The sequence below is a fragment of the Pseudoalteromonas sp. APC 3495 genome (assembly GCF_030407645.1).
Taxonomy (GTDB): domain Bacteria; phylum Pseudomonadota; class Gammaproteobacteria; order Enterobacterales; family Alteromonadaceae; genus Pseudoalteromonas; species Pseudoalteromonas tetraodonis.
This window is the reverse complement of record NZ_JASDDA010000016.1, coordinates 48,187-71,445: the sequence shown is the minus strand read 5'-3', so window position 1 is coordinate 71,445 and position 23,259 is coordinate 48,187. Positions and strand designations below refer to the sequence as shown.

At 40.7% G+C, this 23,259-nt stretch carries 21 protein-coding genes and 2 tRNA genes; 15 read left to right on the top strand and 8 right to left on the bottom strand.

The window, feature by feature from the left end:
* Positions 1 to 73: 73 nt before the first annotated feature.
* Positions 74 to 721 (bottom strand): GMP/IMP nucleotidase, encoded by a 648-nt coding sequence (yrfG, locus tag QL984_RS08825; RefSeq protein ID WP_036955619.1) that lies wholly within the window; start codon positions 719 to 721, stop codon positions 74 to 76.
* Between the two features lie 286 nt (positions 722 to 1,007).
* Here yrfG and nudE point away from each other — a divergent pair, with 286 nt between their 5' ends.
* From nudE to QL984_RS08795, 6 genes are all read left to right on the top strand, one after another.
* A complete protein-coding gene (nudE, locus tag QL984_RS08820) occupies positions 1,008 to 1,580 on the top strand; it encodes an ADP compounds hydrolase NudE (protein WP_024601288.1) in 573 nt (190 codons plus the stop codon).
* Positions 1,573 to 2,370 (top strand): 3'(2'),5'-bisphosphate nucleotidase CysQ, encoded by a 798-nt coding sequence (gene cysQ, locus QL984_RS08815; protein WP_013463760.1) that lies wholly within the window; start codon positions 1,573 to 1,575, stop codon positions 2,368 to 2,370. Before nudE ends, cysQ begins: the two co-directional genes overlap by 8 nt.
* Positions 2,371 to 2,511: 141 nt before the next feature.
* A tRNA-Met gene (locus tag QL984_RS08810) sits at positions 2,512 to 2,588 on the top strand.
* Between the two features lie 67 nt (positions 2,589 to 2,655).
* Positions 2,656 to 2,732, top strand: a tRNA-Met gene (locus tag QL984_RS08805).
* Between the two features lie 471 nt (positions 2,733 to 3,203).
* Entirely contained in the window at positions 3,204 to 3,818 is a 615-nt protein-coding gene (locus QL984_RS08800; RefSeq protein ID WP_024601286.1) for a trimeric intracellular cation channel family protein, read from the top strand.
* A 34-nt stretch (positions 3,819 to 3,852) separates the two neighbouring features.
* The gene (locus QL984_RS08795; protein WP_013463762.1) at positions 3,853 to 5,364 is read left to right on the top strand and encodes a YifB family Mg chelatase-like AAA ATPase; all 1,512 of its coding nucleotides are present in this window, start codon (positions 3,853 to 3,855) and stop codon (positions 5,362 to 5,364) included.
* On the opposite strand, the gene QL984_RS08790 is transcribed toward QL984_RS08795, so the two are convergent.
* Together QL984_RS08790 and QL984_RS08785 are read right to left on the bottom strand one after the other, a co-directional pair.
* Positions 5,361 to 6,065, bottom strand: a complete 705-nt coding sequence (locus tag QL984_RS08790) for a response regulator transcription factor (protein WP_013463763.1) — start codon at positions 6,063 to 6,065, stop codon at positions 5,361 to 5,363. The two genes, QL984_RS08795 and QL984_RS08790, sit on opposite strands and share 4 nt — an antisense overlap.
* A gap of 165 nt (positions 6,066 to 6,230) precedes the next feature.
* The gene (locus tag QL984_RS08785; protein ID WP_096038084.1) at positions 6,231 to 8,723 is read right to left on the bottom strand and encodes a prolyl oligopeptidase family serine peptidase; all 2,493 of its coding nucleotides are present in this window, start codon (positions 8,721 to 8,723) and stop codon (positions 6,231 to 6,233) included.
* 84 nt (positions 8,724 to 8,807) lie between these two features.
* On the opposite strand from QL984_RS08785, the gene QL984_RS08780 reads away from it, so the two are divergent.
* Complete coding sequence (locus QL984_RS08780) at positions 8,808 to 9,875, top strand: hemolysin family protein (protein ID WP_028835911.1); 1,068 nt, start codon at positions 8,808 to 8,810, stop codon at positions 9,873 to 9,875.
* Here QL984_RS08780 and QL984_RS08775 read toward each other — a convergent pair.
* Positions 9,872 to 11,089 carry an EAL domain-containing response regulator gene (locus QL984_RS08775; protein ID WP_013463766.1) on the bottom strand — a complete coding sequence of 406 codons (1,218 nt, stop codon included), beginning with the start codon at positions 11,087 to 11,089 and terminating at the stop codon, positions 9,872 to 9,874. The genes QL984_RS08780 and QL984_RS08775 overlap by 4 nt on opposite strands.
* A gap of 357 nt (positions 11,090 to 11,446) precedes the next feature.
* On the opposite strand from QL984_RS08775, the gene QL984_RS08770 reads away from it, so the two are divergent.
* From QL984_RS08770 to QL984_RS08745, 6 genes are all read left to right on the top strand, one after another.
* Positions 11,447 to 12,463, top strand: coding sequence for a site-2 protease family protein (locus tag QL984_RS08770; protein ID WP_138764741.1), 1,017 nt, complete (start codon positions 11,447 to 11,449; stop codon positions 12,461 to 12,463).
* A 158-nt stretch (positions 12,464 to 12,621) separates the two neighbouring features.
* Positions 12,622 to 13,863, top strand: coding sequence for an HlyD family efflux transporter periplasmic adaptor subunit (locus QL984_RS08765; RefSeq protein WP_016900067.1), 1,242 nt, complete (start codon positions 12,622 to 12,624; stop codon positions 13,861 to 13,863).
* Between the two features lie 194 nt (positions 13,864 to 14,057).
* Positions 14,058 to 14,255, top strand: coding sequence for a hypothetical protein (locus QL984_RS08760; protein WP_013463768.1), 198 nt, complete (start codon positions 14,058 to 14,060; stop codon positions 14,253 to 14,255).
* Complete coding sequence (locus QL984_RS08755; protein WP_013463769.1) at positions 14,255 to 14,461, top strand: hypothetical protein; 207 nt, start codon at positions 14,255 to 14,257, stop codon at positions 14,459 to 14,461. Before QL984_RS08760 ends, QL984_RS08755 begins: the two co-directional genes overlap by 1 nt.
* A gap of 308 nt (positions 14,462 to 14,769) precedes the next feature.
* Positions 14,770 to 16,905 (top strand): peptidase domain-containing ABC transporter, encoded by a 2,136-nt coding sequence (locus QL984_RS08750; protein ID WP_076916056.1) that lies wholly within the window; start codon positions 14,770 to 14,772, stop codon positions 16,903 to 16,905.
* A gap of 193 nt (positions 16,906 to 17,098) precedes the next feature.
* Positions 17,099 to 17,284, top strand: a complete 186-nt coding sequence (locus tag QL984_RS08745; protein ID WP_013463771.1) for a hypothetical protein — start codon at positions 17,099 to 17,101, stop codon at positions 17,282 to 17,284.
* A gap of 466 nt (positions 17,285 to 17,750) precedes the next feature.
* Here QL984_RS08745 and QL984_RS08740 read toward each other — a convergent pair whose 3' ends face one another.
* Positions 17,751 to 19,064, bottom strand: coding sequence for a TIGR00366 family protein (locus QL984_RS08740; RefSeq protein WP_013463772.1), 1,314 nt, complete (start codon positions 19,062 to 19,064; stop codon positions 17,751 to 17,753).
* A 170-nt stretch (positions 19,065 to 19,234) separates the two neighbouring features.
* On the bottom strand, positions 19,235 to 20,182 hold the full coding sequence (locus tag QL984_RS08735) for a chemotaxis protein CheV (RefSeq protein WP_013463773.1): 948 nt from the start codon (positions 20,180 to 20,182) through the stop codon (positions 19,235 to 19,237).
* A gap of 166 nt (positions 20,183 to 20,348) precedes the next feature.
* Between QL984_RS08735 and QL984_RS08730 the strand changes: the two genes are divergently transcribed.
* Both QL984_RS08730 and QL984_RS08725 read left to right on the top strand, forming a co-directional pair.
* On the top strand, positions 20,349 to 21,416 hold the full coding sequence (locus QL984_RS08730) for a potassium channel family protein (protein ID WP_013463774.1): 1,068 nt from the start codon (positions 20,349 to 20,351) through the stop codon (positions 21,414 to 21,416).
* Complete coding sequence (locus QL984_RS08725; protein ID WP_013463775.1) at positions 21,416 to 21,607, top strand: hypothetical protein; 192 nt, start codon at positions 21,416 to 21,418, stop codon at positions 21,605 to 21,607. The genes QL984_RS08730 and QL984_RS08725 overlap by 1 nt, the downstream gene beginning before the upstream one ends.
* Before the next feature lie 21 nt (positions 21,608 to 21,628).
* On the opposite strand, the gene QL984_RS08720 is transcribed toward QL984_RS08725, so the two are convergent.
* Positions 21,629 to 22,660 (bottom strand): hypothetical protein, encoded by a 1,032-nt coding sequence (locus QL984_RS08720; RefSeq protein ID WP_013463776.1) that lies wholly within the window; start codon positions 22,658 to 22,660, stop codon positions 21,629 to 21,631.
* Positions 22,661 to 22,786: 126 nt separating this feature from the next.
* On the bottom strand, positions 22,787 to 23,242 hold the full coding sequence (locus QL984_RS08715; RefSeq protein ID WP_013463777.1) for an EVE domain-containing protein: 456 nt from the start codon (positions 23,240 to 23,242) through the stop codon (positions 22,787 to 22,789).
* Positions 23,243 to 23,259 lie beyond the last annotated feature (17 nt).

Sequence of the window (23,259 nt, the reverse complement as noted above, 5' to 3'; positions counted from 1 at the left end):
CACCACATAGGCTCTGCCTTGCCTAAATACCAAACAGACTGCTGCAAATTTAACCTTGAAAGATCAACAGACCCTAAATAAGCTTACGGTAATCGGTGACGCTTAAGTAATCGGTTATATCGTTATGTGGTTGCTGGCTATTCGGGTTAGCAACCGCAAGTAAATGCTCAATGCCGTATTCTCGAGCGGCATTTAATACCGGTAAGCTGTCATCTACAAATAATGTGCGGCGTTTATCAAACCCTAAATCCCCTTGAACCTTATGCCACAAACTTTGTTGCTCTTTACTTACCCCATATTCATGCGTTGACACCACTCCGTCTAAATAATTATCAATAGCGGTATGTTCAAATTTGAGCATGACGCATTCAGGATGAGCATTGGTAAGTAAAATGAGTTCTTTACCTGCACGTCGAAGTTCCGTTAAAAAATGCGGAACGTCTTCACGAATTTTGATTAAGTGAGCAGACTGGCGCTTTAGTTCGAGAATAGGTAAGTTTAGCTGTGCTTCCCAATAGTCAGAGCAGTACCACTGAATTTTGCCACTCACAGCCTGATAGCGTTTTAAGATATCTGCGCGGGCTTCCTCAAAACTGATATTTTGAGCCAGAGCATGTTGTTGTGGAACAACATTGAGCCAAAAGTCAGTGTCGTAATGTAAATCAAGTAAAGTCCCGTCCATGTCGAGTAATACAGTATCGATTTTTGACCAATTGAGCATGATATATCCTTGTGGAAATTGAGGCGTTAAATGACTACGTTGCGATGAAATGCTTGCAAGCGAAATATAATGGGCTCTGTTAATTGAACTATAAAAACATATACCCAATGATGAAATATTAAGGGCGAATTCAATAACGCCAGATAAATATTTAACCTTAACTACGGGTAAGATATTTTATGATTAATTCTGCATTTAAATTGCTTTTAATTCAAACTGAAACTCGCATCTTATACTCATTTGGGTATATGATTAGTATAACTGCAATGATAGCAAATTGATGCCCATGACACAGAAAAAGCACCCAACACCACCACAAATTCTCAGTAATAATGTTGTCGCTAAAAGTCGCTTATTTACTGTGGAGTCTTTAGAACTAAAATTTTCAAATGACGAAGAGCGTCAGTATGAACGAATTCGCGGCGGTGGCCGTGGAGCCGTTATGATTGTACCCATCACAGCTGAAAACGAACTACTACTCGTTCGAGAGTATTGCGCCGGCACCAATGACTATCAGTTAGGTTTCCCTAAAGGATTAATTGACCCCGGTGAAACACCTGAGCAAGCGGCAAACCGAGAGCTCAAAGAAGAAATTGGCTTTGGTGCAGAATACTTTGAAGCACTTAAAACGGTCACTATGGCGCCTAGTTATTTCAATGCCACTATGCATATTCTCTTTGCTAAAGATTTATACCCTGAAACCCTATTAGGTGATGAGCCAGAGCCATTAGTGCTTGTTAAATGGCCACTTGCGCAGTGGCAGTCGCTATTAGAACAACCTGACTTTACTGAAGCACGTAGTGTTGCCGCTCTGCTATTATTAGATAAGTACTTAGCCTCAGGAGCGACTAATGGATAAATTACTTGAACCATGCATAACACTTGCCCAAAGTGCAGGTGATGCAATTATGGCTATTTATAAAAAAGATGATATTGGTCAACAAGAAAAATCAGACAATACGCCAGTTACTAAAGCAGATTTAGCCGCAAACGATGTACTTGTTGCTGGCTTAAAAGCGCTAGCTCCCGATATTCCTATTATGTCAGAAGAGACGCCGATCCCAGCATTGGAAGACAGGCAGCACTGGCAACGCTATTGGCTGCTTGATCCGATGGATGGCACCGGTGAATTTATATTAGAAAGCGGCGACTTTGCCGTTAATATTGCGCTGATAGAAAATAATCATCCTGTATTGGGAGTGATTCATTGGCCAGCAAAAGACGTGACCTATTTTGCTACCGCTAATAATGGGGCGTTTAAGCGTAAAGGCGAGCATGATAAACAAATATTTGTAGCGCCTCCCGAAAGTTTAACTTTGGCTGTAAGCCGCCGCCAAAAGATAGAAGCCGTGAGTCAGTATTTAAATGCGCAATTTGCAACGGTGGCTTTAGGCTCATGTTCGCTTAAAGCTTGTATTGTTGCTGAAGGTAAAGCTGACTGCTTTTTAAGAATTGGTCCCACTGGTGAATGGGACACTGGCGCATCACAAGTAATAGTTGAAGAGGCGGGGGGGTGTATTACCGATGCTGAGTTTAACCCTCTGACCTATAACCAAAGGGAAAGCACAGAAAACCCAGACTTTATTGTTATGGGGCATCCCGATTGGGAGTGGCAAAAAATGATAAACCCACATCAGCGATTAGTGTAATAACCGCCTTTTGATGAGTTTTTGTTCACTTAAACGTTTTTAATTAGTAAAACCTTGCATTATAGGTTTATTCCTATATTATAGCGCTCTCTTCGAAACAGGCTTGTGAATAACACGATACTGTTACAAAGAAATTACAGGCGCGGGATGGAGCAGCCTGGTAGCTCGTCGGGCTCATAACCCGAAGGTCGTCGGTTCAAATCCGGCTCCCGCAACCAATTTCCTTTAGAGGATTGGAAGCCAAGTTGTAATGTAAGCAACTATAAATAAATCTGCAATTTCAGGCGCGGGATGGAGCAGTCTGGTAGCTCGTCGGGCTCATAACCCGAAGGTCGTTGGTTCAAATCCGGCTCCCGCAACCACTGAAATAACATGTTTTATTAAATCGACACTCTACAAGAGTGTTTTTTTATGTCTGAAATTCAGTGCGTCTAAAAGCGCGTCGACTCAGCTCTCCATTAGCCAGCAAAGGTCGTTGGTTCAAATCCGGCTCCCGCAACCACTGAAATAACATGTTTTATTAAATCGACACTCTACAAGAGTGTTTTTTTATGCCTAAAATTCAGTGCGTCTAAAAGCGCGTCGACTCAGCTCTCCATTAGCCAGCAAAGGTCGTTGGTTCAAATCCGGCTCCCGCAACCACTGAAATAACATGTTTTATTAAATCGACATGCCTAAAGCGTGTTTTTTTATGCCTAAAATTCATATTCCCTCACGCTATTTTTAACACGTATTTCTGCTGTTCTTTTCTAATTCTACTTTTTGAAAGTGTTATTTCTGAATATTTAGTATGCTATGCGTTAAACTCTTTAAAACTTTTTGTTATCAAAATTATGACTGAACTCTATCACTGGTTTGATTTAATTGGCGTAGCGGTATTTGCTATATCGGGCACCTTGGTTGCCTATGAAAAGAAAATGGATGGCTTTGGTGTGGTTGTGCTTGCAACCGTTACGGCTATTGGCGGCGGTACTGTTCGCGATGTGATACTCGATCAACCCGTGTTTTGGTTACACGATCAAAGCTACTTCTATGCTATTTTAGCCGCAGTGCTTGTTACAACACGACTGATCAATAAACAAAAATCGATTCCTTATTATGTTTTACAAACAGCCGATGCATTTGGTTTAGCCTTTTTTGCGGTAATGGGAGCACAAAAAGCGCAATTGGCCGGTATGCCTGATATGACGGTTATTATTATGGCGGTGATCACCCCCTGTTTTGGTGGATTGATTCGCGATGTGCTTGCCCGCGATATTCCTATGCTGCTCAAAGGTGAGCTCTATGCTATTACCTGTATTGCTGGTGGTATTGTGTATACCTTAGCTATAAACCTATCTTTAACGGTGGAAGTGGCGATGATCTTGAGTATGTTAATGACCTTATTGCTGCGCTTTTCGGCCATTAAATGGAAGATTATATTACATGTTTTTAAATATCCTGACTAAACTGGTTTAATACAGCAGTTAACTAGGATAAGGAATGTCGTTAGCCCGTATATTTTCTCGCGCACAAGTAGGAATTAATGCCCCCGAGGTTATGGTTGAAGTGCATTTAGGGAATGGTTTACCTGCATTTCATATTGTCGGCTTACCCGAAGCATCGGTTAAAGAGGCCAAGGATAGAGTACGCAGCGCTCTTGAAAACTCTCAATTTGGATTTCCCGATCAACGTATCACCGTTAATTTAGCACCTGCCGATTTACCAAAAGACGGCGGGCGGTTTGACCTTGCGATTGCGGTAGGCATTTTGGTCGCATCGGGGCAAATAGTCTGCCCTGATATTCATAAGTATGAGTTTTATGGTGAGCTTGCACTTAATGGTGAAATACGTGCAGTGAATGCTATTTTACCCTCAGTGCTCGGTGCTAAAGAGCAAAACCGTTGTTGCTTTCTTCCTCTTGAAAACGATAGTTTGGCCAGCCTTGTCAGCGGTGTAAAACGAAAAGCGGTAAGCTCTATACAAGAGGTTTGGGGAGACTTACTCAACCAACAACCTTTACCATTAAATATTGCCTACCCTGACTGTACCCAAGCGCCAGACTTTTTACTCGATTTAAGTGATGTAAAAGGCCAACCCGGTGCTAAACGAGTACTAGAAATTGCTGCCGCAGGTGGACATAACCTACTATTTTTAGGGCCACCAGGAACCGGCAAATCAATGCTTGCGCAACGAATGTCTACAATAATGCCAACCATGTCAGATGATGAAGCCATTGATACTGCCGCTTTGTATTCCATTATTGGCCACTCAATCGATTTAACCAACTGGCGTCAGCGACCATTTCGAAATCCTCATCACACTTGCTCTGCAGTTGCGCTGGTAGGCGGTTCGTCTAACCCTAAACCCGGTGAAATATCGTTAGCGCACAATGGCGTATTATTTTTAGATGAGCTGCCTGAATTTGAGCGCAAAGTACTGGACTCGTTACGAGAACCCATGGAAACCGGAACCGTGACGATTTCGCGCGCGGCAAGACAAATGGAATTTCCGGCACAGTTTCAGCTTATTGCAGCACTTAATCCCAGCCCGACAGGGTGCCATCATGATAAACGGGCGACCCCTGATCAAGTGATGCGTTATTTATCGCGGGTATCAGGACCGTTTATCGATAGAATTGATTTGCAAATTGAGCTCCCTAGACTAAGCAGCGTGGAGCTACAAAGTACGACTGCAGAAGAAACCAGTGCTGAAGTGAGAGCGCGAGTAGAAGCGGCTTATGCAATACAATTAAAACGCCAAGGTAAAGTGAATGCGCGGCTAAATAACAAAGAAATGAGCTTATACTGTGAGTTACCCGCTGCGGAGCTACAGTTTTTAGCTAGAGCCAGTGAAAAGCTGGCGTTATCGCCGCGCTCTTATCATAGAGTGATAAAAGTAGCGCGTACCATTAGTGATTTAAAAGGCGCGCCACAAATTAGTTTAAATGAACTTAAAGAAGCGCTTAATTATCGGGCATTTGAGCGTTTATTATCGCAGTTAACCCAATACTAAATAGATAGCATATAGCCTTTACCACGCACGGTGACGATGCGTTTTTGATCTTTCTCATCGTTCAGCTTTTTACGTAAACGACCCACTAACACGTCTACGGTACGATCGTTGGGGCTCCAATCAGGCTGGCCAATTTCTTCTGATATTTTTTCACGTGAAGTGGCTTTACCGGCATTGCCGATTAAACAAATAAGCACTTTATGCTCTGCTTCGGTGAGCCGTGATTCAATCCCACTGGCTGTAATGAGTGTGCGGTTATCTGGATGGAGTTTAAAATCAGCGTATTCGATAAACTCTTCACTGTCATCGTCGTGTTGATTGTTTGCAATACGTTTGTATAAAGCGCGCATTCTCAACTCAAGCTCGAGTAAATCGACAGGCTTGCAAATATAGTCATCGGCACCTTGAGCAAGACCAGCAATACGATCAGCTTGTGAGTCACGGCTCGATAACAAAATAACACCAATATCGGTGAGCGTATTTAACTCTTTGGCAAGTTGTAAACCATTGCGCTTTGGCAGCACAATATCAATAATTGCCAAGGAAATAGCACTGCGCTGATTTACACGGCTTTTAACCATGCTTAAAGCATCGGCACCCGTTGCGTCAACGTCAATAGAGAACTCGGTATTTATAAAATGATTTTGGATGCGCTTTACTAGCAGCTCGTCATCTTCAACCAATAAAACATTAATTGCCATAGTCTGTTATTTTTTTAATAGTAGCCTTGCATGTTAGCATTATTCGTTACATGCATAACACAGAGTTTAATTTTTTTCGGTAACTTTATATTACAAAAAAGAATAATGAAATTACCTTTGTATTGCGCACTTTTTATAAATTATTTTAAGTGCGCATTTAAATGACTACTGGCCGTACATTGAATCCCACCATTGTGGTTCATTTTTTAACTTTTTATCAAAGTAAGCCAACATAGTGTTCCACCAATTAAAGCGCTTATCGCGAGCAAATATTTGATGATCGGCTCCTTTGTACTCAATCATTTCAACATCTTTATTTAGCAGTTTTAGCGCGGTGTACATAGTTAAGCTTTCACCTACTGGCACATTCGTATCGCTGTCACCATGAATAAGCAGTAATGGCGTGGTCACTTTATCGGCATGAAACACTGGGCTATGTTGGCTATAAAGTTCAGAGTTATTCCACGGGAAACTATTTTTAGAGGCTTCGCCTGAGTATAAATATCCCCACCATCCTTCACCCCAGTAAGAAGTTAAGTTTGAAATTCCCGCATGAGCAATAGACGCGCTGAACATATCGGTTTTAGTAGCAAGCAGCATCGTCATAAACCCACCGTAAGATGCCCCTAAATTACCGACTTTACTTCTGTCTACAAAATCATATTTAGCTAAAAATGCCTCTGTGCCTTGCATAATGTCATCGGCGGTATAATCGCCCCACGCATTGACATGTTGCGCTGAAAAAGTTTGTCCAAAGCCCGTTGCACCAGTTGGCTGTACCACATAAACCACATAGCCGTTTGCTGCCCATAAATTAAAAGGGTAACGCCCTGTAAATCCACGAGTCACAGGTGAGGTGCCACCATAGTAATAGACCAGAGCAGGGTGCTTTTTAGTTTTATCAATATTACTTGGCAAGTAAACACGACCAGATATTTCTACGCCACGCTTATTGGTAAAGCTAAATTCTTCAAGCTTAGGAATCGTGGTATTGGCATATGCAATCGGGTTTGAATCCCAGATTAACTCCACCTTATTTTTGCTTACGTCAAAGCGCTTGAGTTGTTGGGCGCTTGAAGCATTACTGCCAGAGAGCAGTAGCTGGGTATTGCGAGTATTTGAAAAACTAAACTGTTCTACAATATCAAACCCTGTATCTAACTTTTTAAAGCGTTGTTTACTCAGATCATATAAATACAGTGGTTGGGTGTCTTTTTCTGTCACTTTGATTAACGCATCGCCATTGCTTAGTACTTCCAATGTGCCAATCGCAGGGTCAAACTGTTTACTTAACGCCGTTACTTTTTTAGCGTTATCGGTTAGTAAATACAGCTGGCCATCATAATTATTCGCCAGCATGGTTTGCGGTAGTACTCTGCCTGCGCCATTTTTAAAATCAGGGCCTGCAACAACATAAATATTGTTTGCGGTATATTTCGCTTGATTAAAGGTTTTAAACTTACCTAACGATTTTATGCTGTTGGATTTTAATGTAAGTTCAACCAGCTCAGTCTCTGGATGGGTTGAGGCTTGCATGGCCATTACTGGACGACTTATTAATAGTTTTCCACGGTTGCTATTAGCATCTTCAAGTTGATGGCTTAATACGCCTTCGGTCAGGGCTTTGGTTAAACCACTGTGGGTATCGAGTAAATATAATTGGCTAACCGTACGGGCGTAAGACCAACGGTCTTGCAAGCCTTTATGATGTTTAGTGAGGCTATTGGTTTCTTCAGGTGATTTGGACCAGCTAAAAAGAATACTATTATCGTTGTAATAGCTAAAGTTGCTTGCCCCCTCAAGGCCTGAGGCTAAGGTTTTTATAGCGAAAGTTTTACGGTTTAACTGCTTTAATTCGCCGTTGAGTAAATAGACTAAAAATTGATTATCAGGACTCCAAGTGAATTGGCTAGGCTGCGCTTCTTCAAATCGGTATACCGTTTGGTTATTAGTATTTTTAAGCTCGGTTGTGGTAATGGCGTCGTTGCCTGTTTTATCGCTGTAACGCTTTGTTGTACTTAAGTAATGCTTAGCATCAGGTGACAAAGACAAGCCGCTAATAGTTGGGGCGTCAAACAATTGCTTAGCCGATAAGCGCTTGGTCTTATTTGTCGTTAGGGTCACGGCGTCAGTTTCTGCTTTTGGCACAAACTCTAAGGTGACATCATTCCAATTAGCAACCTGTTGAGCAATGACAATAACGGTGTGTGAGCCGTTATTTAAAGCAAGCTGATAGCGTTGGTTTTCACCACTTTGTTTCTCACCGTTAATAAAAACCTGGCCTTGCTCTATTCCTTTAATGTTTAAGGAGCCTTGAGTAAATCGGTTAGTTTCAATATTAAATTTAAGTGCTTGTAAACCGCCTAAAGTAAGCGCGTTAATTTTATCAAGTGGTTGCCACTTATGCTTTTTACCAAACACAACAAAGCTTTCTTTATTTGATTCAAGTTGTGCAAGCAGATTATTGATAATCACGTCGCCATGCGGTGTTTGAAATGGCTTTGCTTGCATGTCTTCTGCAAGAGGCCCGATAAACTGAATTTTTGATTGATCGAGTGGGGCAGCTAATGCCGTTAAACTCAAACTACTTAATGTGAGTAGGGCTGCCAAGTGAGTAAAACGTTTTGCGTAACGATGCCAAGGTGCGCTTAAATTCATTACTATGCCTATTATTATTGGAGATTTGGCCAAATATAGCATGTATTGTTATGATGCTCATATATCCAATTTAGAGGAAAAAAAGTGACACTATTAATCGTTTACATGGTTACAGCGATTGTGATTTCGTTTCTATGTTCTGTCATGGAAGCGGTGCTATTGAGCATTTCACCTAGTTATGTTGCGCTGCTTCGTAAAGAGCGGCCAGTACTGGCTAAGCAACTAGAGAAGCTAAAAAGTAATATCGATCAGCCATTAGCGGCTATTTTAACACTTAATACTGTTGCACATACTGCTGGTGCTGCGGGCGTGGGCGCACAGGCTGCCGTGGTGTTTTCAGATGCGGCTGTGGGGATTGCGTCTGCGATTATGACTTTATTGGTACTGGTGTTATCTGAAATTATTCCTAAAACGCTGGGGGCTAATTATTGGCGTGCTTTAACGCCTAGTGTGACTTATGGTTTACGTATTTTGGTACTAGTCCTTAAGCCTTTTGTTTGGGCAGCACAAAAGCTAACTAATTTGATGGGTCAAAAGCATAATGAGGCCTATTATATTCGCCAAGAAATAGAAGCAATGGCCGACATTGGTAGTGAGTCTGGGGCGCTTCATGCTGATGAATCAGAAATCATTCGTAACTTGCTGCACTTTAGGCATGCAAAACTAACCGATTTAATGACACCGCGTACGGTCATTTTTAAAATCCATAAAGATCTTACCGTTAATCAATACTTGAGTGAACACGGTTCGTCGTCATTCTCTCGAGTGCTAATTTATGACAAAGACGCTGACGATATCATAGGCTTTGTACATAAAAACGATATTATGTTGGCATATCATCGGTTAGGCACAGATTACAAAATTAGTAAGTTAGTTAAACCTATCTATACGGTACCGAGCACCCAAAATGTATCGTCGCTATTACAAACATTGCTCACCCAACGTACCCACATTTGCTTAGTGATTGACGAATACGGTGATGTGCAAGGAATTGTAACGCTCGAGGATATGATAGAAGCGTTAATGGGCTTAGAAATTGTGGATGAGCGAGATCAATCAACCAATATGCGCGCCGTAGCAAAGCAGCGTTGGCACCAGCGTTTAGCTGATAGTGAGCATATCGTCAGCGCCGACGATAATGAATCTCGTTAGCTGTTTTTTGTTTTAGCAGCTGTTTTTATCCAGTGTTGGGCCCACGAGATAAATTCAGCTTTTGCTTTTGGGCAACTAAATAAAAAGCCCTGTATAGCTAAATTTGTTTGATAATGCTTGAGGTAGGCCAGCTCTTCGGGGCGCTCAACCCCTTCGGCCACTAATTCAAGCTGCTCTTGGGTTGTCATATTAATTAGTGAACTGACTACCACTTGAGAAAACTTATCGGTTTCTATGTGGCTAATAAAAGAGCGATCTATTTTTACTTCTGTAAATGGCAGCTGTTTCAGTTGGTTAATATTAGTAAAACCAGTGCCAAAGTCATCGAGTGAAATACCAAAGCCGAATATTCTTAATCTATTTAAGGTTTCGAGTTGAGTGTAGCTTGAAAGGGCATGCTGCTCGGTTATTTCAAGCACCACATCACTAGGTAAAACATCATGTTTTTGTAGAAGCTGTAATAACTTATTGGGGCTGTTTAAATCATCTAACTGACACGGCGATAAGTTAAATGACAATTTCAAATTTGTACCCAGCTGCTCTTTTAGTTGCTTGATGTCACCACAGGCTTTTTCAAATAGCGTAAACGTAATGTCATTGATTAAATCGCATTGCTCAGCCAGGCTGATAAAACGGCTTGGTAAAATAACTCGCTCGTCTTTACTTGATACAATGCGAGCCAGCACTTCAACACTTTGTATTTGATTGGTGTTTATATTTATTTTAGGTTGATAGTAAGGTGTTATTTCATTATTTTTTAATGCGTTAATTAGTTTTTCTTTAGTGATTGGGCGCTCTTTTACAAGTGTGTGGCTGTTTAACTGAGCGATTTTGGTAAGTAACGTATTTACCTGATTGAGTTGCACAGGCTTAGATAGGTTGCCAATTAAATGCACATTGTGCTGTTTAGCGAGGTCAGCGGCTAGGCTGATTATTTTAGGGTCCATTTCAGAAATAATAACAATTGCACCGCAATAGCCTATTTCACCTAAGTTACGGATCAGCTCCATGCCATCCATTTCTGGCATATTTAGATCGGTAAATATGGCATCAAAATAGTTTATATCAGCTTTTACTTTTTCAAGTGCTTTAACTGGGTTTAAGCAGGTGGTTGTGGTTTGCGACATTTCGAGTTCATTAAAAATAGCTTTCATGACAATCAAAATGGCTTTTGAGTCATCGACAACGAGTATGTTTGGTAATTTTGTGCGCATTGTTGTCCTTAACTTAACAGTCGTAATTTATATCCTTCTGTTTTAAAAATAGTCGCTTGAATTGTTTTTGTCAGTATTTATTGCTGTTTTAAATTTTAAATATCAGCAAAATCCAATCGACAAATTATTCTATCTTGCTCGTGTTTTTTAGGTGGGTAGGTATACTAGCGCCATAATTTATAATGGTTATAATACCAAGCCGCAATAATACTTAATCATTTTGAGGGAGCAAGTCAGACGCGAGCTGCGTTAAAAAATTCTTCTTTAAAGCAACTAAATAACGAAGTTTTTGCCTTGCTATCGACTGGATTTTTCTGCCTCAAAATAGCGCCCCTAATTAAGCGAACTGATATAACAATGATAAAAATCGATCTGAATCTAGCCGAACAACCGTTTACGCTTATGCTAGATAAGCAACAAATTGTAAAAATATTTCATGATCAGCAAGCGATTGCATTTGAAAATCCACGTGAAAACTATGTTGAGTTTATGCTTGATGAGCAGCTAATTGGTATTGATAGCAGTGACGTTAACCAACAGAGTATTGCGCTATTTGTAGATAATCAGTTTGCCACTCAGCTGGCTTTACCTGTGGCGGCGCAAGGCGAATCTAAAAAAGGCTTTTTGGGACTTGCGGCGCTAGGCTTTAAGTTATTTAAAAGTGCTAAGGTGGTTAAAGTGGCGCTAGCGAGCGCCTCGGTGGCCGGTTATGCTTGGCTGTTTACCATTGAATTTGCGTTAATGCTGATTGCTTGCTTGGTGGTACATGAATATGGCCACGTACGAGCTATGAAGTATTTTGGGATAAAAACCAAAGGCATTTATTTAATTCCTTTTGTAGGCGGGTTAGCCGTTAGCGACGATAAAATAACTACGCGCTGGCAAGATGTGGTGATCTCACTAATGGGCCCTGCCTTTGGTTTGTTTACCTCAGTGCTAGGTGTAGTGTTTTATTACGCTACAGAAATGGAAATATTTGCCGGTGTTGCAGTGCTTAGTGCACTGCTTAATTTATTCAATTTACTGCCTATTTTACCGCTTGATGGCGGGCATGTACTAAAAAGCATTAGCTTTTCAATGCGATCGTGGGTGGGGCTGAGTGTATGTTTATTGGGAGTGTTATTTGGCTTATGGCTAAGTTACACCTTTGGTTTAATGTTATTAGTGTTCTTTTTGTTTGTTGGGGCGCTGGAAATTGTGTTTGAATGGCGCGGCCGTCATTATTCGCATTTATTGCCATTAGATAAATATGGCCAAGGCTTTTCAGCGGTCATGTATGCGCTGGTGGTTGCAGGTCATGTAGCAGTGATGATGCATTTTGCTGACTCTGACAATCCAATACTGAGTTTGCCAATGAAAATTTTATCGAGCTAACGACAAAAAACAGCATGGAAAGTTTAAAAAATGTGCACTGTGCTGTTTTTTTTGTTCGGTTGTTGCTGTTTTTAAAGGTTTTTGTATGTTTGTTGTTGTTTTTTTGTAACTGAAGATGTAGTGTTCCGATATCAGGGTTGTTCAGGGATTGTTCAGGGATGTTATTTAGAAAGGAAGCTATCGCTCAGCAAAGTGAGCGTTTAACGGGGGCGATTACCCTCATACAACCTCTATCAATAAAATTAACTGTGCTTATTTTGGCCTGTGTGGCTGTCACAGTTATTACCTTTTTATTCACTGCAGAATACTCACGCAAAGAAACCGTGCGCGGTTTTTTAATGCCTAATAAAGGGGTTATCCAAAGCTTTGCTAATCAAGGTGGTATGATTGAGCAGCTATTTGTACAAGAGGGTGATGCCGTTAATAAAGGTCAGCCGTTGGCGACCATCATTGTGCAGCAAAATAACAGCCAAGGCATAGCCTTGAGTACCCAGCTAGTTGAACAGCTAAGTATGCAAATACAACTACTTAATGACGAAATTACACAAAACCACACCCTACAAAAGCAAGAGTCACTTAACTTGCAGGCACAAAAACGTGCACTAACTAATGAGCAAGCTGCATTACAAAGCCAACTTAAACTTACTGATGAAAAACTAGCGCTACTTAACCGCCAACAAAGTAACCTTAACCAGCTTAATAAAAATGGCTTTTTATCAAATATTGAGCGTGAGCAACAACAGCAAGCCCTGTTGGATGCTAAGCAAGAAAAACAAAACCTAGCACGCTTGCTGATGCAGCAAGAAAACCAGTTAAGCCAACTAAGCTTTAATATTGCCAACGTGCCCCAGCAATACACGTTGCGTATAAATAGTCTTAAACGCCAACAAGCGGATGTTCAAAACCAACTTACGCAAATTAAAAGTAACTATCAATACACCGTCACCGCAAGTAATAGCGGTACAGTCACGGGTATTCAAGTGGTGGAAGGTGAAACACTCACCCAAGCCAAACCGCTACTGCATATTATTCCCGAAGGTTCAGAATTAGTGGCTGAATTACTATTACCTACACGTTCAGCAGGTTTTATTGCGCTTGGTAACGATACGCGTTTGCGATTTGATGCCTTTCCTTATCAACGCTTTGGTTTTATTAACAGCAAAATTAGCCGGATTGATAAGGCGCTCATTACCCCAAACGAAATACGCTTGCCTATCGCACTGCAAGAGCCAGTATACCGCTTGCGAGCAACACTTAGCCAGCAACAAATGCAGGCTTATGGTAAAGCATTTGAGCTAAAAAGCGGCATGTTGTTTGAGGCAGATATTATGCTAGAGCAGCGCACATTAATTGAATGGTTACTCGAGCCGCTGTATAGCCTAAAAGGACGAGTAAGTTAATTGTAGCAATAAAGGAAAATTTAAAAGTTTTGGTGGTTTGCTAAATGCAAACAACCGAAAAAGACGGCCAGCTTTAGTTAACTTTAGCGAGCAGCTAAAGCCAGCCTATTAACCGCTCACCTAATTGTAAGGTTGAGCATATTAACAACCCGATGACTTAACTAAAAAGCATCGGATTTATGGAGTATAACAAAATGCGTGAATTAAACGTAAAAGAAATTCAAGAAGTAAATGGTGGAGGAAGATCTCTAGGTGCAACAGGTTTGATTGGTGGAGCTGGAGCTTGGGGGGCCGCTTTTGTTACGACTAGCGCATTAGCTGGTGCTATGTTTATGACCGGCGGGTTGGTTCTAGTTGCAGCTGGTGCTGCATATTATGCGAGTCAGAAATAATGAAAGAATTAAACGAATTAGAATGTAAAGTCGTTACAGGTGGGGCATTAAATGCAGATAATACGATTGGCTTAGGGCTTGGTATTGTTGGCGTTGCGGGCTCGATCGCTGGCGCCGCGGCAGGAGCATTTTTCTTTCCTGTAATCGCTGCTGCTGCAGGTGGTTGGTATATTGGCTCTTCACTTTATTCAATGGCGACAGAGTAAGTAATTAAGGTCCAATCTTTGGTTGGGCCTTAAATCAATAAGGGGTAGGAATGAAATCAATTGCATTAATAACATTTGTTTTGAGTGTGTTCTTCATTTTCATTAAAAATTCAAGTGATAACTATCTGATATTTATATTTACTTGTATATTCTTAGCATTAGAAAAGCAGATTGAAAAGAATAACAGTATTAGTACTATTGTTTTTATTATCTTATGTGTGTTTTTAGCTAATTTAATGTATCAAATAGTGAAGTTGTTTCTATTATAGCTTAGCTGCTCAATTCGTGATTTAACTTAGGATAGTGTTTTGGATTTAAACTTTAGCCTGAAAAATAGCATACCCCTTATCCTTCAATCCGAAATAGCTGAATGCGGCCTAGCTTCTGTGGCAATGGTGGCAAGCTATCACGGTCATAGGCTGGATATGCCGGCTATGCGTAAGCGCTTTTCGGCGAATCTAAAGGGTATGAACTTACAGCAGCTGATTGAGCTGGGTGATAATTTAGGGCTAGCCAGTCGTGCGCTGCAATGCCCAATCGAAGAAGTCCATAAACTGCAAACACCGTGTATATTGCACTGGGATATGAATCACTTTGTGGTGCTGACCAAAGTCTCTGGTAAAGGGCCTTCAGCTAAATTTGCTATTAACGACCCTGCTGTGGGTAAGCGTAGTTTAAGCTCGGAAGAGTTTAGTAAACACTTTACCGGCATTTGTTTAGAGCTCACGCCAACCAGCAAGTTTGAAGCTAAACAAGAACAAGCAAGAATGAAGTTTACCCAGCTTTGGAGCACCATGAAGGGCTTAAAAGCAGGGTTGCTAAAACTGATTGCATTGTCATTAGTATTACAACTATTCGCCTTAATGACCCCGTATTATATGCAGTGGGTTGTGGATGAAGTACTAATTAGTTTTGACGAATCGTTATTAACGGTACTGGCTATGGGGTTCGCGCTGATTGCAATTATCTCAGTGGTGACTAATGCAGTGCGGAGTTGGCTGATTTTGCGGCTTTCGAGTTTGCTCAATATGCAAATGGGGGTGAACTTGCTCAGGCACTTATTGCGACTACCAATGAATTATTTTGAGTCGCGCCATGTTGGCGATATTGTCTCGCGCTTTGGCTCATTAGCACAAATACGAGAACGCATTACTACTGGGTTTGTAGAAACCTTAGTCGATGGCGTCATGGCCATTACCGTATTGATTATGATGCTTATTTATTCACTGAAACTCACTGCGGTGGTTGTAGGGGCAATTGTGCTGTATACCTTAGTGCGCTTAGCACTTTACAGGCCACTGCACCAAGCCACCGAAGAAATGATTCAAAATTCAGCTAAAGAACAATCCAACTTTTTAGAAAATATTCGCGGTATGCAAACCATAAAATTGTTTGGTAATGAATCGCAGCGCCAAGGCATTTGGCAAAACCGTTATGCTGAGGTAATAAACAGCGAAATTCGTTTAGGGCGATTAAATATAAGTTTTGATTCATTTAATAAACTGCTATTTGGCCTGGAAAATGTATTAGTGATTTACTTTGCGGCATTGTTAGTTATGAGCAATAGCTTGTCTGTTGGTATGGTACTGGCGTTTATTGCCTATAAAAACCAGTTAACTAGCCGCTTTGCCAACTTAATTGAGCAAATCATTCAATTTAAAATGATGCGCTTACACTTAGACCGTATTGCCGATATTGCCCTAACTCAACAAGAAGCCAATCGCGATGGTGAAATAGCCTATACCGGTGATGACGAGGGTAATGTTAAAGGTCAGCTTACCCTTGAAAATATCTGCTTTAGTTACAGTGAAGAGCAAGCGCCCATTTTAACTAACGTGAATTTAACGCTCAATGCTGGTGATTCTATTGCGATTACCGGGCCTTCTGGTGCGGGTAAAACTACCTTGATGAAAATGATGCTCGGGTTATTGCAACCTACCTCAGGTAAAGTGCTGCTTGATGGTAAAGACATTACCCAGCTCGGCCTTAAAAATTACCGTAAGCAAATTGCCGCTGTAATGCAAGACGACACGTTACTGGCAGGTTCAATCGCCGATAACATCAGCTTTTTTGATCCACAACCCAATTATTTAAAAATAGAGCAGTGCGCCCACCATGCTGCTATTCATGATGATATTACTAAAATGACCATGGGTTACAATTCGTTAGTAGGTGATATGGGCTCAAACTTATCGGGTGGGCAGGTGCAGCGGTTATTACTTGCCCGTGCGTTATATCAATCGCCCTGCGTGTTGTTTATGGATGAAGCAACAAGCCATTTAGATAAAGATAACGAGGCTAAAATAAGCGAGCAAATTCAGCACTTACCCATTACACGCATTATGATTGCCCACCGCCAAGAAACTATTAATATGGCAGATAAAGTATTTGAACTTAAAGGTGGAGAGCTGGTGAATATGCAACAGCAAACAGTAAGTGCGTAATGTTGGGCAGTAAAAATAACTTTAAAAATTTTGGTAGTTTGCTAAATGCAAACAACTAAAAGACGGGTAGCTTTAGTTAACTTTAGCGAGCAGCTAAAGCCAGCCTATTAACCGCACACCTAATTGTAAGGTTGAGCATATTAACAACCCGATGACTTAACTAAAAAGCACCGGATTTATGGAGTATAATAAAATGCGTGAATTAAGCGTGAATGAATTTCAAGAAGTGAATGGTGGATGTGCAGAACATTGTTGGGGAGATTTTTCTTCAAAAGATTTATCTTCGGCAATGTCTGCTGGTGGTATGTTGGGCGTTAAAGGGGCACTTGTTGCTGGTGCTGTATACATAGCTGCAGTAGCTTGGTTTGATTTGAAGTAATGAGATATAAAGTACTTTTAATTCAGATAATTGCAACTTTTTTTATATGGTCTTCTCTTAACTTATTATATGAAAATTATATTCACTTTACAGATGAAGTATATAAATTTGCTTATTATATGCTCATAGTCTTAGTTGTTATTTACTTCAATAGAAAGTTGCGAACATATCTTTTGAAAGATAAAAAGTAGTAGCTTTAATATGATTGAGTTTTACTATTTAGGTTTAATATGACTATTGGGTTTAATTTAGCAATAATGTTAAAAAAGAGGAAGCAGAGCCGCTGCGAACGTTGCTGTTTATTACATGATAATTCATTGTGCACATGTCCTCACTGCTCTTCCTTGATGGGTGATCAGCTTTTAGATTATAAGCTTAAGAATCAAAAGAAAGTTCATAATATGGGTAAGTTTTTCATTGTATTATCACTTTTTTTATTTTTTTGCTTACTAATAAGTTTTTTTCTTTACGGATAAAAGCTCAACATCAAGGATATAAACACCCCAGTAATAATCAGCTGTACCACGCAAAAGCCCATAATGTCTTTAGCTTTTAATCCTGCAATGGCTAATACCGGCAATGCCCAAAAGGGTTGAATTAAATTAGTCCACGCATCTCCCCACGCCACAGCCATAGCAACCCGCGCCATATCTGCACCAAGCTCTTGTGCTGCAGGGATAACAATAGGCGCTTGTACCGCCCATTGTCCGCCACCTGAGGGCACAAACATATTAACGAGTCCTGCACTAATGAAACTGTAAAATGGCAAGCTATCGGCATCAGCGATGGCTATAAAGCCCTGTGATATTTGTTGCGCCAGTCCAGTATCTACCATGACCGCCATAATGCCAGCATAAAAAGGGAACTGAATTACAATTCCTGCGCCACTCGGAATCGCTTGTTGCAAGCTATTAAGCACATTATGGGGTGTTTGATGCAGAGTGATTGCCATAAACAAAAACAGGGCAATTACACTATTGAGGTTTAAGCCGCCACCTGCGATGAAAAAGTAATAACCTAAGTAGGCAAGTCCGATTAAACCAATGCCCATACCTAATAGCTTACTTTGTTCTAAATGCTGAGCAGGGCGTGTTATTGTTACTTTATCAGGTGGTGTGTTTTCAAGCAGTGATGGGTCAACATAAACACTGTCTTTTTCACTCGGTAGCATGTAGCGGTTAACCAGCGGCATAATAATAAATAAGCCAATCAGAATCGCAATGTTAAAGCCTGCGAATAAGGTTTGCTGTGTGCCAATAATACCCATAGTCGCCTGTGAAAAATGCCCTTCGGTGGCAATGGTTAGTGGTACGGAGCCTGCCAATCCGCCGTGCCATACTACAAAGCCTGAATAGGCACTTGCCACTAACAGCCGATAATCCACTCGAGTCTGATTAGCAATCGCTTTAGCAAATAAAGCACCAATTACTAAGCCAAACCCCCAATTTAGCCAGCTTGCCAAAAGCGAAATAAATGTCACTAAAATAATGGCTTTTGGGGCCGTATTAGCAAGCGTTGCTAATTTTGTTAGTAACATACTTATTAAAGAGGTACTGGCAAGCATATAGCCTGTTACTAGCACCAACAGCATTTGCATGGCAAAGCTTAGTAAGTTCCAAAACCCGCTCCCCCATGATGTTATTACCTCAAGTGTGGTTGCAGGGGTCGCTAAATTCGCAATGACTAAAGTAATAATGGTGAGCAAAATAACAAATATAAATGGGTCGGGTAAGTAGCGCTCGACGAGCTTGGTAAATGGACTGGCAACTTTATTAAGCATAATTAATAACGAGTTAGTGAAAACTTATTTGTTAATTAATCATGAAATCTTAGGATTAGCAAACACCGCTTTGAATAAACGCTCAGCAAGGCAGACTTTTTAAAGGTTGTTAATGAGGGGGTGTCGCTAGCAAATACTTACCTTGGTCGGTATTTGCTAGTTATGCTCAATTAAGAATCACCAAGCACTTGCTTTAAGCGATTTTGTACTTCTTGAACGAGTAAGTCGGGCTGAAATTTTGATAAAAATGCATTACAGCCTACTTTTTCCACCATGGCTTGGTTGAAGCTACCACTCAGGGACGTGTTAAGCACCACATGTAAGTTTTTTAAGCGATTGTCGTTACGTATTTCATAGGTTAAGCGATAGCCATCCATCGAAGGCATTTCGGCATCGGTAATCACCATTAGCAGCTCTTTTTCAACATCGCGCCCTTCATCAGCCCAGCTTTTGAGCATTTGTAGGGCTTCTAGGCCGTTACTGGCAGGAATAATTTCGATACCAAGCTGCGATAACGTATCGCTAACTTGTTTACGTGCTGTTGGCGAATCATCGGCGTGCAATATTTTGCGTCCTGCAAATTCGTTTACGATGGTTTCATCCAACACCCCATCAGTAATATTGACCTCGTACTCAACTATTTCAGCGAGTACTTTTTCTACATCAATAATTTCAACTAATTGCTCTTGGCCATCACGCTGCACTTTAGTTAGTGCCGTAATATAATGATTTTTACCCACAGAGCTGGGTGGCGGCATAATGTCAGACCAGGTCATATTCATGATTTGATCAACCTTGCCAATTAAAAAACCTTGTGTGGTGCGGTTATATTCAGTTATGACCAGGTTACAATCTTCACCATATTCTTTTTTAGCCATAGAAATGGCTTGGCGAAGGTCAATCACTGGGATAGATTCACCGCGTATGTTGGCTACACCGGTTACCTTAGGGTGAGAGTGCGGTATTTTGCTTAAACGGGGAAGCTTTACCACTTCTTTTATTTTAAATACATTGAGTGCAAATAAATGGCGGCTATGCAAATAAAAAAGTAGCAACTCTAAACGATTTTCGCCTACAAGCTGAGTACGCTGATCAACTGACGCTAAAACACCTGACATAATAGACCCATATTTTTCCTCATAACTTTATAACTATAGTTTACTCTTATTTTTCTTCATAACGAACCGTGAATATTTCGATTACAGTAAAACGTTGCTTAAGTGTTATCATGTGCAGTATCGTGTTACTAAATGATTTAAATAATCAATCGATTAACAAAAAATTATGCATCATATTTTTAAACGTATTGTTGTGCTGTTGCGCAGCCATATTGATCAGGTAAGTTGGCAGTCTGTTGTAATAGCAACATCCTTACATATGCTGCTTACTTGGTGCTTATTGTTAGTGGCAAATGAGCAGGCACTGCTTTCACCGGGTACTTTTTTTTACTACTACACGGTAACCACTTCAACGGTAGGGTATGGGGATTTAAGTCCATCAACTGACTTAGGTCGATGGATTGTCGCATTAATACAAATACCTTTTGGTTTGGCTTTATTTGGTGTCTTGTTGGGTAAAACAGGACAAACAGTAACTTACTTAATTAGGCGCGCTATGACTGGTGATAAAAACTTTGCTCACAGTAGCAATCATATTATTATTTTTGGTTGGCATAATGCTCGTACCAAAAAAATGATCGACTACATTTTGGCTGATACTAAGCGGACAGATCGCCGTATTTTATTAGCGGTTACTGAACAAATAGAGCATCCGTTTTTAAGTAATGAGAATGTTGATTTTGCTCGCCTAACCAGTTTCACCGATTTGGATGAATTAGAACGCGTTGCCATTCGCCACGCCGATAAAGTGATTATTGATGGCCAAGATGACGACCAAACATTTACCACCGCACTGCGTATTAGCCGTTTAGTCAAAGAAGATTGTCACATAAGTGCACACTTCTTTGATGAAACGAAAGTGGAAATGTTATTAGAGCATTGCCACAACGTAGAGTGTAGCAGTACTAAATCGGCAGAGATTTTAGTGCGCTCAATGCAAGACCCAGGCTCAAGTCGTGTACAAGAGGAACTATTATCAACCTTGCATGGTGATACGCAGTTTAGTTTACAAATCCCTAGTAATGTAAAAACCATGGAGTTTGGTAAATTATTTCATCACTTTAAGTACGATCATGATGCAATATTGTTAGGTGTGGCTCATAATTTAAGTGCAAAAAATATGGATTTAAATCCGCCTTTAGATTATGCAGTAAACGCCGGAGATATTTTGCATTACATTGCGCAAGAGCGAGTATTGAGTAATGAAGTTGACTGGCCTAGCTTGGAAAAATAATGACTGAAATTGCGTTTTTAATTATCGTTTTATGTGCTTACATTTTCCCTATTATGATAATTCTTAACAGTAAGCGTAGCCAAGGCCATGAAAAAAATGGCTGGCTAGTCGGCGCTATCTTCTTTTCGTGGATAGCGCTGATTCTTTACTTTTCGATTGTGCCCAAGCAAGGGCACGCCAAGAAAAAGTAAAGAATGAGTACCTTTTGTTACTTATTCTAATTGTCTCAGCTTATGCTCAACCAGCGGGTCGTCTGGCGCTAGCTGTTGAGCCACTTCTAATAGTTTAATGGCATCATTTGGATTTTCATCTTGATGCTTAATGGCTACGTCTATTAAAGGTTGAATATCAATTTTTTCTTGGTGCTCTTGCACGTGCGCTGCTTTTTCGTCGATTAAAATAGTGTGAGCGGTACTTAATAACGCTTGACGATGCGGCGAATTAGCATTGGCTTTATTAAGTTTTTTATAATAATCCTCTTTTAAACGCAGTGTTTTTGTTTGTAGCCTAAATTGTGCAATGTCGATTTGTTGATTAGCAATAAAATCAATAGCCACTTGTTTATAAAACCCAAACTTATTTAAATAAGTGGCATGGGTGCCGTGCCCCATCCCAAATACGCGTAAGTGAGTGAGCTGCTTATAGCGTTTAGCGTGTTGGCGGTCAATGCAGTTGGTTGGGTCGTAAATAATGTAGCCCTGTGCATCCCCTAAATCTAAATCATGGTAGTCACCTTGCCAGTCATATTGCTGGGCAATGTCGGTACTTGAGCGGTCATCCCAAGGGGCGATAAGTTTGTTTTTAGTGCTAACAGGATGGAAAAGCAGTACTTTGTCGAGTTTGAGTAATTTAGCAAATGCACCCACAGCAAAGCCGCCACGACTAAGTCCATAGCCTAGCTTGGTTTCAAAAGGAGAGAGTAGAGTTGATAGTTGCTCAATAAAAAAGATTAAATTGCGGTTACGAAACCAATTACTTTTACCCAAATGCTGAAACGCAATAATATTAACGTTTTGCTTTTGTGCTAAATGATAGCCCCAAGGTGCAAAGTCTTCGTTCAAATCACGCTCTTTTACATCAGTACCGGCAGGTGAAAAAGTAAAAAGCAGGGGGTTGTTGAGATCAACAAAGTGATATTTTACATACACATCACCGAGTAAATCCCCACCAGAGGTAGGTAGTTTTGCTTGCTTCTCATTATCGCTGAGAGTTAACCATTCATCTAACCAGTATAGTAATTTCATTTTTCCTCCAGTGCGCACAAGCCGCAGATCATAGCAAATCTGAGGGCATAAGAGAAATTGAGCCAAGCTATGCTGCGCTGGTGGAGTGCCTTTTTAATGGCAAAATGTATGTTACCTTTGCGACTATTAAGCCATGTTCAAAATTTCATTCCAGTCATTTTCGGTCACTGGCATGACCGATAAACGTCCCCCTTTTTTAAGTGCAATGTCTGTCACTGACTCATTTGCCTTAATTGCTTGCAAGCTCACTATGCTACTGAGATGAGAATGGTAGGTTACTTCCACCACAAACCAACGGGGGGTCTCAACGGTTGCTTTGGCATCATAATAATCGCTACTTAAATCAAACTGAGTCGGATCAGGGTAAGCGGCTTTAGTGACAATTCCTATTCCCGCAACACCAACCTGTTTACAGCTAGAATGATAAATCATCACTAAATCACCTTGTTTAACATCATCGCGGATAAAGTTACGCGCTTGGTAGTTTCGCACGCCTTCCCATAACGTGGTTTGTTCAGGTGCATACTTTAAGTCATCAATTGAAAAGGCGTCGGGTTCGGTTTTAAATAGCCAAAAAGCCATATTAGTTTTCCTCACTC

Bases quoted from the DNA above. Each gene is read 5' to 3' on its own strand.
- yrfG (WP_036955619.1), bottom strand. From the start codon at position 721: ATGCTCAATTGGTCAAAAATCGATACTGTATTACTCGACATGGACGGG.
- nudE (WP_024601288.1), top strand. From the start codon at position 1,008: ATGACACAGAAAAAGCACCCAACACCACCACAAATTCTCAGTAATAAT.
- cysQ (WP_013463760.1), top strand. From the start codon at position 1,573: ATGGATAAATTACTTGAACCATGCATAACACTTGCCCAAAGTGCAGGT.
- QL984_RS08800 (WP_024601286.1), top strand. From the start codon at position 3,204: ATGACTGAACTCTATCACTGGTTTGATTTAATTGGCGTAGCGGTATTT.
- QL984_RS08795 (WP_013463762.1), top strand. From the start codon at position 3,853: ATGTCGTTAGCCCGTATATTTTCTCGCGCACAAGTAGGAATTAATGCC.
- QL984_RS08790 (WP_013463763.1), bottom strand. From the start codon at position 6,065: ATGGCAATTAATGTTTTATTGGTTGAAGATGACGAGCTGCTAGTAAAG.
- QL984_RS08785 (WP_096038084.1), bottom strand. From the start codon at position 8,723: ATGAATTTAAGCGCACCTTGGCATCGTTACGCAAAACGTTTTACTCAC.
- QL984_RS08775 (WP_013463766.1), bottom strand. From the start codon at position 11,089: ATGCGCACAAAATTACCAAACATACTCGTTGTCGATGACTCAAAAGCC.
- QL984_RS08770 (WP_138764741.1), top strand. From the start codon at position 11,447: ATGATAAAAATCGATCTGAATCTAGCCGAACAACCGTTTACGCTTATG.
- QL984_RS08765 (WP_016900067.1), top strand. From the start codon at position 12,622: ATGTTATTTAGAAAGGAAGCTATCGCTCAGCAAAGTGAGCGTTTAACG.
- QL984_RS08760 (WP_013463768.1), top strand. From the start codon at position 14,058: ATGCGTGAATTAAACGTAAAAGAAATTCAAGAAGTAAATGGTGGAGGA.
- QL984_RS08755 (WP_013463769.1), top strand. From the start codon at position 14,255: ATGAAAGAATTAAACGAATTAGAATGTAAAGTCGTTACAGGTGGGGCA.
- QL984_RS08745 (WP_013463771.1), top strand. From the start codon at position 17,099: ATGCGTGAATTAAGCGTGAATGAATTTCAAGAAGTGAATGGTGGATGT.
- QL984_RS08740 (WP_013463772.1), bottom strand. From the start codon at position 19,064: ATGCTTAATAAAGTTGCCAGTCCATTTACCAAGCTCGTCGAGCGCTAC.
- QL984_RS08735 (WP_013463773.1), bottom strand. From the start codon at position 20,182: ATGTCAGGTGTTTTAGCGTCAGTTGATCAGCGTACTCAGCTTGTAGGC.
- QL984_RS08730 (WP_013463774.1), top strand. From the start codon at position 20,349: ATGCATCATATTTTTAAACGTATTGTTGTGCTGTTGCGCAGCCATATT.
- QL984_RS08725 (WP_013463775.1), top strand. From the start codon at position 21,416: ATGACTGAAATTGCGTTTTTAATTATCGTTTTATGTGCTTACATTTTC.
- QL984_RS08720 (WP_013463776.1), bottom strand. From the start codon at position 22,660: ATGAAATTACTATACTGGTTAGATGAATGGTTAACTCTCAGCGATAAT.
- QL984_RS08715 (WP_013463777.1), bottom strand. From the start codon at position 23,242: ATGGCTTTTTGGCTATTTAAAACCGAACCCGACGCCTTTTCAATTGAT.